Genomic DNA, 16,584 nt, shown 5'->3' with positions numbered 1-16,584 from the left:
TCAGTGTTTTCCGTGTGCGAAACGCTCTTCGATGACGCTGGCCAGTCGACGCATTCCACCGACGGTGAGTGAGTCCTCGTGCCATCCTTCCAGGTCGATGACGGACGACTTTCCCGCTACATCCGCGTTCCACCCGAACAGGAGTTTTCTCGCTCGCGCCGGGCTTGCTTCGCTGCGGAAGATCAGAAAATCGCCGACCGGTTCCGCCTTGAAATTCCGGGCGCTGCGCACAAGAAACTCGGTGACGCGGGAATTGGTCTTTTCCTCGGCGCTCGCTTTCGCCCGATCCGGGCTGAACATACCGAGGAGCCAGCGCGTCACGCGGAATTCCTTGAGGAAGGTGGTGGGGCGCATCCGGCCAGACAGGAGTTTCCGGACGAAATAGGCAAGACGCTTTATCCGGCGTTCGGCGATCCAGAGTCGCTTGTTCAGCCAGGGCAGAGTGCTAAAATATCCCGGCGCCCAGGAATCGATTGCAGCCGTGAAGGCGACAGTCACGCCGGACTGGCGCAATTGGCGCGCCACTTCGAGCGCCACACTTCCGTTCACGCACAATCCGATGATGCCCACCGGTCCGGCATCAGCCCGTATGTCCATCGCGCGGATCGCTGATGCGGCAATATCCTCCAGCGTCACCTCTGCCGCCATTTCGGCTTCCGCCGCGCTGAACATGTTGACGTTGTAGACCGAGATGTCATCGCTCAGGCGGTTGGCGAGATGGTAGTAGAGAAACGGGTGATTGATCGTATAGATCGCACAGCGGCCTGTTCCCTGCTTGTAGCTGTTGCGCTCCCAGGCAGGGGCCGCCGTTTTCGCTTGCGCGCGCACTTCGGCCTCCGCCGGCCCCATTACGGCCTCCGTGAAGCTGCGGAGCGTCGAATGCCTGAAAAGCAAGGCGAGATCCGGCTTGACCCTATACCGCTCTCTGACCGCAGACAGCATGCGAAGCGCCAGCAGCGAATGTCCACCAAGCGAGAAGAAGTCACCCTCCGGTCCGACCTTTTCGACGTCGAGGACCTTCGCCCAGATCTCGCCGACGAGCCTGATACGGTCGGCGGACGAAAGTGCCGCCATGTTTTCAGGTCCGGGCGGAATGGCGTCGACCGGGGCTGTGGCGTGGCTGCCTGAAAGCGGAACTGCGGAAGAGTCGAGAATTGCCGGGGTTGCGGAGGCGGGCGTCTGCTCGCTGATGCTGTCGGGCGACAGGGGTTCGAAAGGGGCGCTCAGCGCCTGCTCATAGACATCCTGCCAAAGCTGCAGGATATGTTCGATCGTGGACGGATCGAAGAGATCGGTATTGTATTCGATCGACATACGCCAGCCGGACGGGCGTCCGACCATGCCGAAGCCGATGTCATAGACCACGCCCGGGGACTGCGACGCCGCACTGATCAGTTCGAAGTCGCCATAGTGGCGATCCTCCATAAAGGCTTTGGACAGGTTGAAGTTGACCGAGATCAGCGGGGTGCGCGAGGGATCTCGCGCCGGGTTGATGACTTCGACCAGCTTGTTGAAGGGCATGCGGTGGTGGTCGACAGCGGCACTCACCACCTTGGTTGCGGTTTTCAGGTGATCTTCGAAGCTCACGTTCGGTCGGACCGGGAGACGCAGCACCAGATTGTTGATGAAGACGCCGATCATCGGTTCGAGATCGGACTGTTCACGCCCGGCGATCTGGGTGCCAAGCAGGATATCGTCTGCCCCGGTCAACCGGTGGAGGACGGTGCTGAGCACCGCAACGCCATAGGCGAAGAGCGAAACCTTGTGATCGCGGGCGGCGGCCTCGACACGCTCGCCGAACTCCACCGATTTCGCGACGGAGATGATGTTTCCGCTTGTGGTCCTGATCGCTGGTCGCGGGTGATCGCTCGGCACCTCGAAATACGGCGCGCCTGCCAGGGTTTCCGTCCAAAAGCTCTGCTCCGTCTCGAAGCCGTAGCTCGACAGATATTCCTGTTGCCACAGGGCAAAATCACCATATTGCAGGGATAGATCCGGCAGGACAGGTGCGCGGCCTGCTTCCATGGCCGATGCGATTTCACCAAGTTCGCGGCCCATGACGCGGATGGAGGAGCCGTCGAAACAGGTATGATGCGCGGTGATCAGCAGAAAGGCGCGGTTGTTCTCGACCATCAGCAAGGCGACGCGAAAGAGACCGCCGCGCGTGAGATCGAAAGGGGCCGACGCTGTTTCCTCACCGATCGACAGGATGCGTTGTTCGCGCTGCTCCGGTGGCATGCTCCTGAGGTCGATGACCGACAGCTTGAAGTCTACTGCATCGAGAACCTGCTGATACGGATTGCCTTCCCGCTCCACGAAACGCGTGCGCAGGATCTCGTGACGCTGGATGATCTTGCGAAAGGCGGCCTCGATCGTCGATGCCTTGAACGATCCTCTGATCTCCCAGCGTACCGATACGTTCAGGGCCGGATTTCCAGGCTGCAGCTGGTCGAGGATCCAAAACCGAAGCTGGGTCTGCGTGCAGGGAAACTCGCCAATGACCTCCGGTGCTGCGCTCGACGATGTGGCCTGGCTTTCTTGCTGGGTCATGACAAGCTCTCCATCCTGCGCCGCGCACCATTCCGGAAGCTGGCGAGCGAGGGTATCTGGTAGACGACCCCGCCGGTGGATGTCGGGGCCTTGGCCGCTTCATCGGCATAGGCGGCGAGCTCGGCAATCGACGGATGGCGGAGCAGGTGCTTGGCTTCGAGCGGCAGGCCCGCATCCAGCATGCGTGCGGCAATGCGGAAGATCGTCAGCGAGTCCGCGCCGAGCGCATAAAGATTGTCCTCGACATCGATCTGATCGACCTCCAGAACGCCCTTCCAGATCGCCATGAGCTTTTCTTCCATCGGCGTGCGGGGTGCGGTCTTGGGCGCTGCAGTCTGGTTTTCGTCGCGCCTCAGCTCGCGGGACTCCAATGTCTTGCGGTCCAGTTTTCCGTTTCTCGTCAGCGGCAGCTCCGTCTCCAGAGACCAGACGGCGGGCACCATATAGGCCGGCAACTGGGCACGGACCGCGGTGGCCAATTGCGTCGCATCGGCTGCCGGGGTGTCGGGGTCGGCCACGAAGTAGCAGGCGAGAACCAGGTCGCCGCGACCGTTCCTCGCGCCGACAACCGCGCATTGGCGCATGCCCTCGACCTGCGAGACGACCGCTTCGATGTCACCGAGCTCGATGCGGAAGCCGCGCAGCTTGACCTGGTTGTCCCGGCGGCCGAGCAGCTGCAGGGAACCATCCTCCAGCCGCCGCCCCAGGTCGCCCGTCCTGTAAAGGCGTTGCCTGGAGTCGGTCCCGATGTCGAGCGAAACGAAGGCTGCGTCGGTGAGGTCGGGACGGTCGAAATAGCCCTGGGCCAAGCCATCGCCTCCGATGACGAGTTCGCCGGTGATGCCGGGAGGCGCGAGGCGACCGTCCGCGCCCAGAATGTGCATCTGGGTATTGGCAATCGGGTGGCCGATGGTAATCGGTGCTTCTCCGTCTTCAATATGCGCGACGGAAGACCAGATCGTCGTTTCGGTGGGGCCGTACATGTTCCAGAGCGAGCCCTGCATGGCGGCAAGTGTGCGGGCGAGCGCTTTGGGCAGAGCTTCCCCGCCGCACAGCTTCTTCAAGGGGCTGTCGCCATCGAGCCCGGCTTCCACCAGCATCTGCCAAAGGGTCGGCGTTGCCTGCAGGATGGTCGCCTTGCTGCCCTTGATCAGCCGAACGAGGGCAAAACCATCTTCGACCTCCGACCTGTCGGCGATGACGACGCTGCCGCCCGCAACAAGCGGCAGGTAGAGTTCCAGGCCGGCGATATCAAAGGAAATGGTTGTCACGGCGACGATGACGTCGTCGGCGGTGAAGCCCGGTTCCCTGGCCATGGACAGGAGGAAGTTGGTCAGCGAACGATGGGAGATTGCCACACCCTTCGGCGTTCCCGTGGAGCCTGAGGTGAAGATCACATAGGCAGTCGATTCCGTGCTGGTTGGAACGCGCTCCAGCTGAGCGCCGGAAAGGGCCTGAATGCTGTCGGCCTCCTGGTCCAGGCGGATGGTCACCATGCCATCCGTGGCGAGCGCCGCTGCTGCCTCGGTCCCGCAGACAAGGGCGGCCGGTCTTGCCGCAGCAAGCGTCTGGCGAAGCCGTGTCTCGGGATGACCGGGATCGAGCGGGACATAGGCGTGTCCTGCCTTCATGATGCCGATAAGGGCCACCAGCAGGTCGAGTGAGCGTTCTTCGAGCAGGGCCACGCGTTCACCCTGGCCGGGGACGGCTTTGCCGAGATACCGGGCAAAGCGGTTTGTTCTCGCCTCGAGCTCGGCATAGGTGATGGATTTTTCCCCGTGACGCGCCGCGACGGCTTCGGGGGTCGATTGCGCCCTTCTTGCGATGAGCGAGAATGCGAATTCATCCTTGGGATAGTCCAGGGCACTCTGATTGAGGTCTTGGGCCAACCATTTCACCTGCCGAGAAGACAGGAGAGGGAGGTCGGTCACGGGGCGGCTGGTGTCTTCCGCCAGCGCGGTGATCAACGTGACGAGATGGCCGATCCAGCGTTCAACCGTTTCACGGTCAAGGACGTCGGCATTGTAGTCCACGTCGATGCGGATACCGTCCCTGCTTTCGATCATGTTGAGGAACATGTCGAAATTCGCAAATGACTTCGGATTGGGAACGATCGTCGCGTCGAGCGCATCGAATTCCGCGTTCGCCGCCATGCGTTCAAGGTTGAACTGGATGCCCGTCAGGGGCAGCCGGCGCGGATCGCGCTTGACCCCCAGCGTCTTCACCAGTGTGCCATACGTGTAGTCCTGATGCTCGAAGGCCTTGAGGACGAGCTGTTGCGTGGTCTTCAGGTGATCTTCGAACGAAGTCGACGGATCGACCATCTGGCGGATCGGCAACAGGTTCACGCAGTGTCCGACGAGGATGCGTTCATCGAGCAGACTCTGTCCGGCAGAAGGTACAGCGATGACGACATCATTCTGGCCGGACAGGCGCGCCAGCATGATCTGAAGGGCCGCCAGCATGGTCGAGAACATGGTCGCCCCTGTTCGTGCGCCTCGTTTGCGGACTGCAGTCGTGACTTCCGGAGGCACGATGACTGTGCAAGTCCCGCCGGCATAGCTGCGTCGATCGGGGTAGGGGCGATCAAAGGGCATGTCCGGCAGTTCCGGCAATTCCTTGTATTGCTCATGCCAGAACTGAGAGGTCGTGGTGTTGACGTCCGCGCCGGGCGCATGGTTTTCGGCATAGTCCGCGAAAGACATGGCCGGCTCCAGCGAGAGCTCTTCCGCCTTCAATGCGGCCGAGTAGGTCGCGGCCAGTTCGTTGATGATGACGTTCAGTGACCAGCCGTCGCAAATGATGTGATGCGCAGTGAAGACCAGCACATGACGCTCCGGCGTGAGCGCCACGAGGTAGGCGCGAGCCAGCGGGCCTTCGACCAGATCGAAAGGTGTCCTAGCGTCGGTCTCGATCAAGTCGTCCAGAGCGGCTTTGGCGTCAGCCTCTTCTGTCAGGTCCACGACTTCGACCGGAAGCCTGAAGTTGGAGATGAAGCGAAACCGTTCGCCGTTTCGGTCGAAACGGATGTGCAGGGCGTCATGCCGGGCAACGACCGCATCGATGACGGCAAGCAAGGCCTTGCGGTCCAAAGAACCGTTCAGTTCAAGCGAGAGGGACTCGTTGAACGAGCACGATGCTTCGTCACCCGCCTGCGCTGCCAGCCAGATCTCTGATTGTGCTTCCGTCAACGCGGCGCTCTCGGCGCGGGGTGCCTGATGCAAGGTCGGCTTGGGACCACGGTCTGGTGTGGTTGCAGGGCCGGCGAGTTCGCTTTCGGTTTTGGGGGAGAAGATGCCGACGCATTGCAGCGCGTCGATCGCGTCGCGAAACGCTCTTGCGATCGTCGTGAAATCCTCTTCGGTATGGGCCGTCGTCAGGAAGCAGGGATAGCCATCCTGGATATGGATGCCGTTCATGCGCAGATAGGGGTACAAGAGGCCGCCAAGAGGATCCTGGCTGCCGAAATCGGTGACGAACCAGCTCTTGTAGCCGCGAAGGCAGGGCGGGACGCCGCGCTTGGCGAGTTCCGAATTGATCTCCTCGACCAGAGCTTCCGTGCGCCGGGCGACACGGTCGTAGAGGGCCGCGCCTTCGCCCTGGATATGGTGAAGCACGGCGCGGGCCGCTGCCAGCACCACGGGATGGCGGACGAAGGTGCCTGCGAAGAACGTCGGGACCACATTCGGCACGGAGTCGTCGCCATAGTTCCAGTGTCCGCCGTCCAGTGCATCCATGAAGCGGCTGCTGCCCGCCAGGACACCGATCGGCATGCCGCCGCCGACGACCTTGCCGTAAGTCGCCATGTCGCCCTTGATGCCCCATATGGCCTGGACGCCGCCGGGATCGACTCGGAAGCCGGTGACCACCTCATCGAAGACGAGCGCGCAGCCCGATGTGTCGGCGATCTTGCGCAATTCGGCGACGAAATCGCGCGGCCTGAGTTCGGGATGGCGGCTCTGGATCGGCTCGATGATCACGGCAGCCAGATCCTCGGCATTCGCCCTGATCCAATCAAGGCTTTCCGGCGCGCCATAGGGGAGCACGATCATGTTGCCGACGGAACCGGACGGTATGCCGGCCGCGATGGGCAGGGCAATCGGTTCCTTGGCCTTGGCGCGACCCTTCACCAGAACTTCATCGAACTGGCCGTGATAGTCGTTGGCGAAAACGACGATGCGGTCGCGGCCAGTTACAGCACGGGCGAGGCGCATGGCTGCCATGACGGCTTCGGAGCCAGTGTTGCAGAAGGTGACGCGTTCATGGCCGGTCATGGCGCCGAACAGTTCGGCGACTTCGCCGGCGAGCGGCGTCTGGGGGCCGATGGCGAAGCCATCGTCCATCTGGATTTTCATGGCGTCGACAACGAAGTCCGGCGCGTGGCCGAATGCCGTCTGGCCGAAACCATTGACCAGGTCGATGTATTCATGGCCGTCGATATCCCAGATGCGGGCGCCCTTCGAGCGATCGCAGACTACGGGGAAGATCATTTCCTTCCATTCTGCGCGGAAACCGGAGGCCGTGCGGGGATCGGCAAGCCGGGCCCTGTGCGTCTGGGTATATTCCTTGGACCGCTTGTTGCGGTTGGAATAGGCGATGACCAGATCATTGATGAAGGTCTCCTTTTCAGGAGTGATGTCTGTCTTGGCCTTTGATCCTCCCTGCTGATAGTGGCGATATCGATCTCCGCCGATCTCTTCTGCTGGATGGTTGCTCTGCATGACCTGCGGTGTCGCCGCGGCCTGGGGCGCGGCCACGGCGACCGGCGCGACAATCGGCGGAGCCGTTTCCGGCTTTGCCGTCGCCACGACGCCTGCAGGCGCCGATGCTGCGCCCTGGAGAAGCTGGAATTGTTGGGCAAAGAGGTTCTGCGTGAGAGAAAGCTGCGATTGCAGCAGCGCCTCAAGACCTGCACCGACCGGGATGTTGCCCGCCGGCATGGTCTGGACGCTGGCGGCAATGCCCGGAAGTGGCGTCTGGACCGGTGCCGGAATTTGTGGCGCAGCCGGGGCCATGGCAGGTTGGGCAGAGATTGGTTGCATGTCGGCTGCAGGCGTGGGGCTAAGCGCAACCTCCACCTTTGCAGGCTCCGGTGGCAGGGCCTGGTCCAGATATTTAGCCAGGGCTGCGACCGAGGGGATGTTGCCGAGCAGTTCGCGGAAGGAGATCTTCACGCGATACTGCTTGTCGATCTTCTGGGCGAACTGGCCAATGAACAGGGAATCAAAGCCGAGTTCGAGGAAACTGTCGTTGACGTTGCCCGAGTCTATCGGTTCGCCCGACATTTCGCTCAAAAGGGTGATCAGCGCAGTCTCAAGCTCCGGAGTGCGGCCGGCGACCGTGATGGTGCTGATGGCGTTCATGGTTTCCACCTCATTTCTTGCGAAAGGCTCGCTCTTGATGCTCTCGGGTTCTGTCTGACGTGCGGATTGCGCGGCGCGGGCCCGTCGGATGGACGGTGGGGCGTCGATCCAGTGTCGCTGCCGCTGGAAGGCGTAGGTCGGCAGGGATACGGCTCTGCGAGCTTCGTTCGGCATGGCGGGCCAGGGGATCTCGCTGCCCGCCATCCAAAGACGAGCCTGGGCGTCGGCTACGAAGTGCCGGGCTGCAGCGGCGTTGTCGTGCTCGGGCAGGGACTGGACAATGGCCGGCAATTGGTCGCGCCCGATGGTCTGTGCCGAGAAGACCGAAAGGGTTCGGCCAGGTCCCACTTCGAGAAGGATAGGGCTCTGATCTTTGCACAGGGTAACAAGTCCATCGGAGAAACGCACGGGTTCGCGACAATGCCGAGACCAATAGTCCGGAGACGATCCCACTGCGTCGTTTTGCCAGTCGCCCGTCACGCAGGAAATGTAGGGGATGGTGGCCCGGCCGTAGGTCACTTTCGAGGCGACATCGCGCAAAGCATCGATGCAGGGCTCCATCATCGCGGAGTGGAAGGCATGAGAGGTATGCAGTCGGCTGAATGCCACCCCTGCCTTCTCGAGCCTGAAGCAGAGTGCCTCGATGTCGTCGAGAGGGCCCGAGGCGACGCAAAGCTTCGGCGCATTGATCGCGGCAATCTCCGCGCGCCCCTCAAGGTGTTCGCGGAGCACCTCGGGCGCTGCGCGAACGGACAGCATCGCGCCAGGCTCCTGATCCTGCATCAGTTGCCCGCGGGTTGCGACCAGGGTCAAGGCGTCCTCGAACGAGATGACATTGGCGAGCGTGGCCGCGACGAACTCGCCGACGCTGTGTCCGATCATGGCCGTTGGCCGCAGACCACGGCTCATCCAAAGCTGCGCGAGGGCGTATTCCACGAGATAGAGGCAGGGTTGCGCGATCCGGGTTTCCCGCTGCTCTGCCGCCATCGCGCCACTCACGGCGCCGGCATGGCAGATATATTCCTTGAGATCGATGCCGAAGCGCATCTTCAAAAGCTCGGTGCCGCGATCGATCCAGCGGGCAAACTCCGGCTCGCCTTCATAGAGGGCTGCTCCCATGCCGACATACTGTGCGCCCTGCCCGGGGAACATGAAGACGATCGGCGGCGGTTGATCCTCGGCGGTCGCCGTAACCAAGCCGTCCCGTCTCAGGGCCTGGATGGCCTCATCGACCGTGGCCGCCGAAACGGCTGTTCTCCTCTTGAAAGCGTGTCGGCCATGCTGAAGCGTCGTTGCGACGGCCTGCAGGGGGATGTCGCGGTTTTCCTCCAGGTGGCTTGCAAGGTTCTTGCGCATTTCTGCCAATGCAGGCTCGGAGCGGGCGGAAAGCGGCAGGATCATCGGGCCGGCGACTTGGGCTGAGGATTCCAGCCGTTTCGGTGCCTCTTCCAGCACGACATGAATGTTGGTTCCGCCGACGCCGAAGGCGCTCACGCCCGCCCGCCGGGGCGTCGAGCCCGAAAACCAGTCCGTTGTCCGGCGTGGAATGTGAAAGCGGGTATTGTCCAGATCAATCCGCGGATTGGGTGTGTTGTAGTTCGGCATGGCCGGGATCTTGCGGTGATGCAAGGCGAGTGTGGCCTTGATCAATCCCGCGACGCCGGCGGCCGCATCGAGATGTCCGATCGACCCTTTCAGCGATCCGAGCGCGCATGTCTCCTTCTGGTGATGCGCGCCTGTGAAGGCTTCCTTGAGACCGGAGAACTCGATGGGGTCGCCAAGGGGCGTCGCCGTTCCATGGCATTCGATATAGCCGATGGTTGCCGGGTCGATGCCGGCATGGGCAATCGCAGCGCTGATGGCATCAGCCTGTCCTTCTGCACTCGGTGCGGTAAACCCGATCTTGTCGGAGCCGTCATTGTTGACGGCGTAACCGCGGATGGTCGCGTAGATGACGTCGCCGTCCGCCACAGCGTCCTCCAGGCGCTTCAGTAACACCACCCCAGCACCGCTGCCGAAGACGGTGCCCGAAGCTTCCGCATCAAAGGGCCGGCAGACGCCGTCGCGAGAAACCATCCCGCCTTCCTGATAGATATAGCCACGCTTTTGGGGAATGGAGATGGAGACGCCGCCTGCCAGCGCCATGTCGCAACTGTAGGTCAGAAGGTTCTGGCATGCCTGAGAAACGGCGAGCAGCGACGTGGAGCAGGCAGACTGCAGCGTGAAAGCAGGGCCGCGGAGGTTGAACTTGTAGGCGATCCGGGTGGCAAGGGCGTCGCCGAGAGAGCCGATCAGCTGGTTGTAGCAACCGATCTGGTAGTTGGATGTTACCTCCTCCACGGCCGCGCGGTCGGCGAGAACATTGTTCAGGAGATAGGTCGGCATCGAGCAACCGGCGAAGACCCCGACAAGGCCGGGGCTCTTGTAGGGATCATAGCCCGCGCTTTCGAGCGCTTCCCAGCAGATCTCGAGGAAGACACGGTGCTGAGGATCCGTCAGGGCGGCCTCACGGGCGAACATGCCGAAGAACTCAGCATCGAACCGATCCACATCGGCAAGGTGAGGGCGACATGCGACGTATTCAGGGGATGCCCGTTCCTCGTCTGTGAAGCCGTCTTCCAGTTCGTCCGTGGCGAAGATGCGAAATGCGTTGCCGCCACGTTTGACGAGGTCCCAAAGCGTGGAGATATCGGGTGCGCCCGGGAACCGGCCCGACATCCCGATGATTGCAATACCAGCGGCAAGGTCATGATCGCCTGCGGTTTCGGTTTCCGGATTGAGGCCATTTGGCCGACTGTCAAAGGTCATGGGGTGCTCCGGCGAAATTGGCCCATCGTCCTGCGCTGCAGGGCGGCGCGCTGGTCGGATGCCGCAGCCCTGGGGCGTGCCTGTTCATGGCCGTCCAGGAAACGCGCCATATCGCGTACGGTGGTGTGCTTGAAGAGAGCCAGCACCTCGCAGCGCTGCCCAAGTTCGAGCTCAAGCCCCGCGTGGACGCGCATCAACTGCAGCGAGGTTCCCCCCAGGTCAAAGAAGTTTCGATCGGCCGGAACGATTTCCAATCCGAGGGCATCGCACCAAAGTCGCATGAGAATTTCCTCGGTGCGGCTGCGGACGGCCGCTGGCTGGATGTCCTCGATCGGCGGCAGTGGCAGGCGTGCCCTGTCGATCTTGCCGGCACGTGTCAGGGGAAACTCGGGCATGACGAGTGCGGTGCTCGGAATCATGTAGGCTGGCAAACTGTTGCGCAGCCGCTCCATGACCGAGGGGATGAGATTGGCATTGGACATGTCCTGCGCTTCGCGCGGGCGGAGATAGGCGATAATCCGTTTGACGCCGCCGGCCTCCCGGCACTCGACCACCGCCTCGGCAAGACGTGGGTGGCGGCGCAGCGCCGTCTCGATCTCTTCCAGTTCGATACGTTTGCCGTTGATTTTGACCTGACGGTCGCTGCGGCCCCGGAAGTGAAAGGTCTCGTTCTCGTCCAGGATCGCCAGATCTCCGGTCAGATAGCAGCGCTTGATGCCCTCAGCCGTATCGACCGAGATGAAACGTTCAGCTGTCAGGTCGGGCCGGTTGAAATATCCAAGGGCCAGCCCATCACCGGCGATCGCGATCTGGCCTTCGATGCCGGGTGGTACGACCTGGAGATCGTCGTCGAGCAAAAAGACATCGGTATGGGCAATCGCTTTGCCAATTGGCAGTTCTGATGCGGAGAAATCTGGGGCGACGGTAAAAGTGGTTGCGATGCAGGCGGCTTCTGTCGGGCCATAGACATTCGTCAGTGAGCAGCCTGGATGCGCAGCAACAAAACGCTTCACATGCGGTGCCGAGGCGACTTCGCCCCCGAAGATCGCATGGCGCAGACTGGGCATGGGTTCATCTGCATGGTCTGCGAAGATGTTAAAGAGGCCCGTGGTGAAGTTTATGAACGTCACTTCGTGCTTCCTGATCAGATCCCGCATGTCGGTCAGCGAGAAGTTCGCCTTCGACATGATGACCAGAGTGGATCCATTCAGGAGGGCGCCCCAGACATCGACCGTCGATGCATCGAATGAGATGGTCGTGGAATGGAGGACCATGTCTCCCGGCCGAAATTCGATGTAGTTCTGGTCGAGGACGAGGCGCGTGATGCCGCGGTGGGGAACTGCGACGCCTTTTGGCCGCCCGGTCGATCCCGACGTGTACATGACATATGCGAGGTCTCCTCCCTCGATGTTCGGGAGGCGGGACGGATCACCAGAGCCCAGGCTTTGCAGAACCGTGGACAGGTCGACAACGCGACTGCCGGAGCCGCTGAGTATGCCTGGGTCCAAGCTCCGATTGGCAAACGTAAAGACAACCTTGGGGCGGCATTCATCCAGCACGTACTGCAGGTGGTCCGCCGGATAGGCCGGATCGAGCGGAAGATATCCTGCTCCTGCTTTCAATATCGCCAGTTTTGCAACGACTGTTTCAAGCGCGCGCGGGACGAGCAGACATACGACATCACCCTTTTTGACGCCGCACGAGACGAGGTAGGTCGCAAGACCGTCGGAAAGCGCATCGAGTTCGCCATAAGTCAAACGAGCATCATCGCAGATGATGGCAAGCGCGTTGGGGAATGCCGAGGCATGCCCCTTTACGATTTCCGGCACGCCCTGCTTCCTGTCGAAGTGGGCTGGCGGTCGAGGCATGCCTCCGGCCGTCGTTTTCATGCTCCCTAATTCGTCCTGAAGCTCAGTCATTGTCATCCCGCTCCATCTGGTTGGCTGTGCCGAAACCTCGTTCGATGCGGCTTTGCGGCCGAGAGACCTTTCGGCAAGGCAATCCCCGAGCGTCAGAATTTCACGCGTCCGTGAAATGAAAATCTGGTCATTGGGGTGAATTGGGTCGGTCGGCTAGCCTTGAGCTAAGCCGTTTGGCCAGTGAGGTGTAACATTCCTCCGGGCTGTCAGCCGTAAGGGCGGTGGCGCGGGATAAGGAAGACCGGATTCCAATCGGTTGGGCGCTCGTTCTGCGCGCGACCGGCGCTCCATTCAGAAAAGGCGAGACATCACCTTGCCCCCGCCTGGCGATCTTCGCAGACGCCTGTCGATTCGGAATCTTTGCGCAATCAGCTTTCTGTCCGAAAGGAGTATCTGAACTGGATATCTACCAATTTCGGACAGGCCCGGTGGTAGAAGTGGCCGCTCAGGGGCCTGTTTAAATGTTGTATGGCCCGGCTCTTTGTTCCGCCGCACAAGATTTGACAGAATGTCACGGTGATCTTGGCTTTTCAGCCAGCGCTGGCGCCATGGAACATTATCTCGGACGTCATCTTAACCTAAACGGGTAATCACATTGGCAGAATTCAGAATGAATATGATTACCCCGAGAAGTAATTGTGTTAATAAAGTGTTAGTTCGTGAGGTGCGGACATGTGAGCAAGCTGATGCGGTTCGATGATCAACTTAACCTAGGCCAAGCAATGGCGCAGGAACATCGGAAATCCGGTGCTCGACCCAGTCGCGCCGTTCTGCGCCACTTTCCTGCAGGCACCACGATCTTCGACGTCGAGAGCCCTCTGTCACGTGTCTTGTTCATTGAGAACGGCTGGACGATATCGAGCAAGACGATGTTGAACGGTACTCGCATCGTGACCGACTTCTTCCTGCATGGAGATGTTCTTTCGTCGGCCTCAACGAGTATGTCGCATGAGACGGTCCATGCCGTCTCCGACGTCAACTGCTATGAATTCCAAGGCCATATGGCTGGTTCCGGCGGCGATGGTGGATCGCAACTGCCGCTGATCATGACAATCGAACTGATGAAGCGCCACGCGCGTATCGCAGAACGCCTCGCCAGCATCGGGCGGCGCGATGCTTTTGGTCGCACCGGGCACTTGCTGCTGGAGCTCGCCATTCGTGCCGGCAATTCCGCGCGGCCCGGGCTGGATGGGTTCGAATGCCCGTTGAAGCAATCGGAGATCGGCGACGCCCTTGGCCTTTCGACCGTTCACGTCAATCGCGTCCTCAAGGAGATGCGTCTGGGCGGACTGCTCTCTTTCCGCAACGGAATCGTCGAGTTTCTGAATCGGCGAAAACTGATCGAAATGGTCGATTTCGATCCAAGCTATCTTGCTGATGGTAGCGAGACCGCTGGCTTCCAGGACATCCATCAGTCTTGATTGCTGATTCCCAAGGCCTCAATTTGGACCAAGAATCGGCATTATTCGGCCTAACGGCTGTCCAAAATCCGCCCTGATCGACCATAAATGGGTGAATTATGGCTTCTTTGGGGGCGACTTAACGTAGGTTAATGCACTCCTAATAAATCCGTGAAACTTTACCCCTGTAATCTTAGGAAATTTAGACATGACAGTGTGGGCTCCTTTCGGGGCGGGGTTTTTTTGACTTCGAGACGCCGTGCGGCTCGGAAAATCAGAGTGAGGGGTATGAAATGGGTACCTATGCGTCGACCTCAACGAATAACAATAAGGTCACAAAGGCCGACATCGATTACATAAGTTCGCTGACGGGCAGCCAGGAGGGCGAGGGCAAGTCAGGCGAGTATATTCTCATTCTCGACAGCCGAGTGCTGGATCGCGAGTGTCTCTCTCGCAGTCTTTCGGGCTATGACCCGACGATGCAGATTGCTGCAGTCGGGACCGTCGAAGAATGGCGCAAACGCCAGTTTCCTGCCGATCCGTCGGCCATCCTGCTCGTCCTGGCGGGCACCAATTCCTCCGAGACGGTTGCGTCCGAAAAGATCGAAACCGTGACAGCAGCCTTCAAGCTGAGCCCGGTCATCGTGATCGCCGACTCAGACGATCTCGGAGACATCCTGAAGGCGATCGATTGCGGTGCACGCGGCTATATCCCAACGAGCGTGAACATCAGCGTTGCGGCAGAGGCGATCTCGCTAGCCCGTGCGGGCGGGGTCTTCATTCCCGCAAGCAGCCTTCTTGCCAACCGCGAGGCGCTGAACTCGGTGGTCAAGGGATCAAGCTACCTGCATGAAGGTTTCACTCCACGCGAAATCGAAGTCGCCGAGTCCCTGCGTCGCGGCAAGGCGAACAAGATCATCGCCTATGAAATGAACCTCTGCGAAAGCACGGTGAAAGTGCATATCCGCAACATCATGAAGAAGCTGAATGTCACCAACCGTACGCAAGTTGCCTTCAAGCTGAAGTAGCTGACGCCACAAAAATGTCCCCTCCTCGCTGACGGAGAAGCGGTCAGCGTAGATCAGATATCGGAGCCCGCCACCCTTGAGGATGCCGGGCTCTTTTTTACTTGGTCAGCCTTCCTCCCGATCAGGTCGGCTACCAGCATCAGAACACGAGTTTAAGCACCAGGGGATGGTCGCTCACGCCGAGTTCGATTTGCGATGTGTCTGTCCATGTCTCAATTGGCGTGCTGCCCTTGATGGCATCGTATAGTTCGACCTGCTTCGCCTTCTCGCGGAAGGTGACCTGAACCTTGCTCTCGCCCACCAGGGCTTCCCCCCAGATGACCAGCTGGAAGGCGCCGTCACTGTGCTGTAGCAGCAGGTCATGGACTGTCGCAGGTTGCGGGCTGATCTCGTAATCGAGTCGGTCCGGTGCTTCCCGGCGACCGGAATCGGCAAGGATTCGGGTGAGATTGCGCAGGTAGTCGGCTGCCAGCCTCGGGGTGAAGTCCGGTCGGAAGAAGCCATAGGTCTGGGCTCCCTGCTCGTCCGTGCGGTCACGCAGGATATAGACCGAGGTGTAGCTGTATCCTCGCGAGAATTGAGACAGGTAGAGGTTGACCAGATTGACACCCTGCATGGCTTCATCCACCGCACCCTTGATTGCCACACCCGTCTCGGTCGTCACGCGTGGGAGGTCTGCCAGGGCCGCTTCAGGGTATCCCTTGTGCCGATTGGCCCATGTCCTGCCGAAGTTGCCAAAGAGGCCATCGACCGATGTGGCACTCGTGGGATCGGCTGCATCCCAGCTCTTGTTGTCTGCCGGGTCCGGCACATTCGGGTGATAAAGGTAATTGTGGACGTTGGCGTAGTCGGCAAACCGGGTGCCTGATGGCATCAAGGTACCTGCATTTTCAGGGATCTCCAGAAATTGCAGGCCGGCATTGTCCGTCTGGGCGCCAGGTTCGGAAACCGACCATACCGGGTAGTCGGCCAGCACAGGGTCGCTTTTGACAGCGCGGTAGAGATCGGCATGGAGTTCGGCCACCGGCAGCCAGGATGCCCGACCACCGCCCTCACGCCCCTTGTAGGTGACTGGCCAGTTGTTCGGCTCGTTGTTGCCCTCGAAGGCGAGGAGAGCGCCGGCCTCGGCCAGGATGCGCCCCGTCGACAGCAGGCGATCGAGGTCGCCAATTCCACTACCAAGCCCCCAACTGATCTTTACGCCCGCTTCCTTGTGCAGACGCAAGAAGCTGTCGATCTTCAGGGGGCCGTCCTCCCTCAGACCTTCAATTCCGCCGCGGAGCCACCGAAAGCCGCCGAAGCGGAGCATTTCAAGCGTTTTCTCATATGGCTGTCCTCGGTCCTCGAAGGTGGAGACCACCCCGATGCTGTCCAAGAAGGTGGCGGTGGGCCGGGCCAGGACTTCGCCGGCTGCCGCAGGCACCGTGGGCGTCCCGCCAATCGTCAGAATGACACCCGCCGCCAGCTTGGCGACCGTCCGGAGATATCCGGGCTTCGTGTCTCTTGCATTCGTCAT

General features: G+C 60.8%; 6 protein-coding genes. 2 read left to right on the top strand and 4 right to left on the bottom strand.

Annotated elements, in window-relative coordinates; all coding sequences use genetic code 11:
• Genes QTL56_RS12040 through QTL56_RS12030 form a run of 3 tightly spaced genes read right to left on the bottom strand, consistent with a single transcriptional unit; the run spans window position 1 to window position 12,550 of the window.
• Entirely contained in the window at window positions 1-2,550 is a 2,550-nt protein-coding gene (locus tag QTL56_RS12040) for a condensation domain-containing protein (protein WP_245137880.1), read from the bottom strand.
• Window positions 2,547-10,721 (bottom strand): non-ribosomal peptide synthetase/type I polyketide synthase, encoded by an 8,175-nt coding sequence (locus tag QTL56_RS12035; protein WP_245137879.1) that lies wholly within the window; start codon window positions 10,719-10,721, stop codon window positions 2,547-2,549. The genes QTL56_RS12040 and QTL56_RS12035 overlap by 4 nt, the downstream gene beginning before the upstream one ends.
• Window positions 10,718-12,550 carry a non-ribosomal peptide synthetase gene (locus QTL56_RS12030; RefSeq protein ID WP_245137878.1) on the bottom strand — a complete coding sequence of 611 codons (1,833 nt, stop codon included), beginning with the start codon at window positions 12,548-12,550 and terminating at the stop codon, window positions 10,718-10,720. The genes QTL56_RS12035 and QTL56_RS12030 overlap by 4 nt, the downstream gene beginning before the upstream one ends.
• Before the next feature lie 764 nt (window positions 12,551-13,314).
• On the opposite strand from QTL56_RS12030, the gene QTL56_RS12025 reads away from it, so the two are divergent.
• Complete coding sequence (locus tag QTL56_RS12025; protein WP_229576136.1) at window positions 13,315-14,061, top strand: Crp/Fnr family transcriptional regulator; 747 nt, start codon at window positions 13,315-13,317, stop codon at window positions 14,059-14,061.
• A 272-nt stretch (window positions 14,062-14,333) separates the two neighbouring features.
• Window positions 14,334-15,068, top strand: coding sequence for a response regulator transcription factor (locus QTL56_RS12020; protein ID WP_229576135.1), 735 nt, complete (start codon window positions 14,334-14,336; stop codon window positions 15,066-15,068).
• A gap of 139 nt (window positions 15,069-15,207) precedes the next feature.
• On the opposite strand, the gene QTL56_RS12015 is transcribed toward QTL56_RS12020, so the two are convergent.
• A complete protein-coding gene (locus tag QTL56_RS12015; protein WP_245137877.1) occupies window positions 15,208-16,584 on the bottom strand; it encodes a glycosyl hydrolase in 1,377 nt (458 codons plus the stop codon).

The sequence above is a fragment of the Peteryoungia algae genome, from assembly GCF_030369675.1.
In the GTDB taxonomy this organism is placed as follows: Bacteria; Pseudomonadota; Alphaproteobacteria; order Rhizobiales; family Rhizobiaceae; genus Allorhizobium; species Allorhizobium algae.
The sequence above is the reverse complement of the archived record's forward strand: the minus strand, read 5'-3'. Positions and strand labels throughout refer to the sequence as shown.

Coding starts and splice junctions, on each gene's coding strand:
- QTL56_RS12040 (WP_245137880.1), bottom strand. CDS start 2,550: ATGACCCAGCAAGAAAGCCAGGCCACATCGTCGAGCGCAGCACCGGAG.
- QTL56_RS12035 (WP_245137879.1), bottom strand. CDS start 10,721: ATGACCTTTGACAGTCGGCCAAATGGCCTCAATCCGGAAACCGAAACC.
- QTL56_RS12020 (WP_229576135.1), top strand. CDS start 14,334: ATGGGTACCTATGCGTCGACCTCAACGAATAACAATAAGGTCACAAAG.
- QTL56_RS12015 (WP_245137877.1), bottom strand. CDS start 16,584: ATGACGAATGCAAGAGACACGAAGCCCGGATATCTCCGGACGGTCGCC.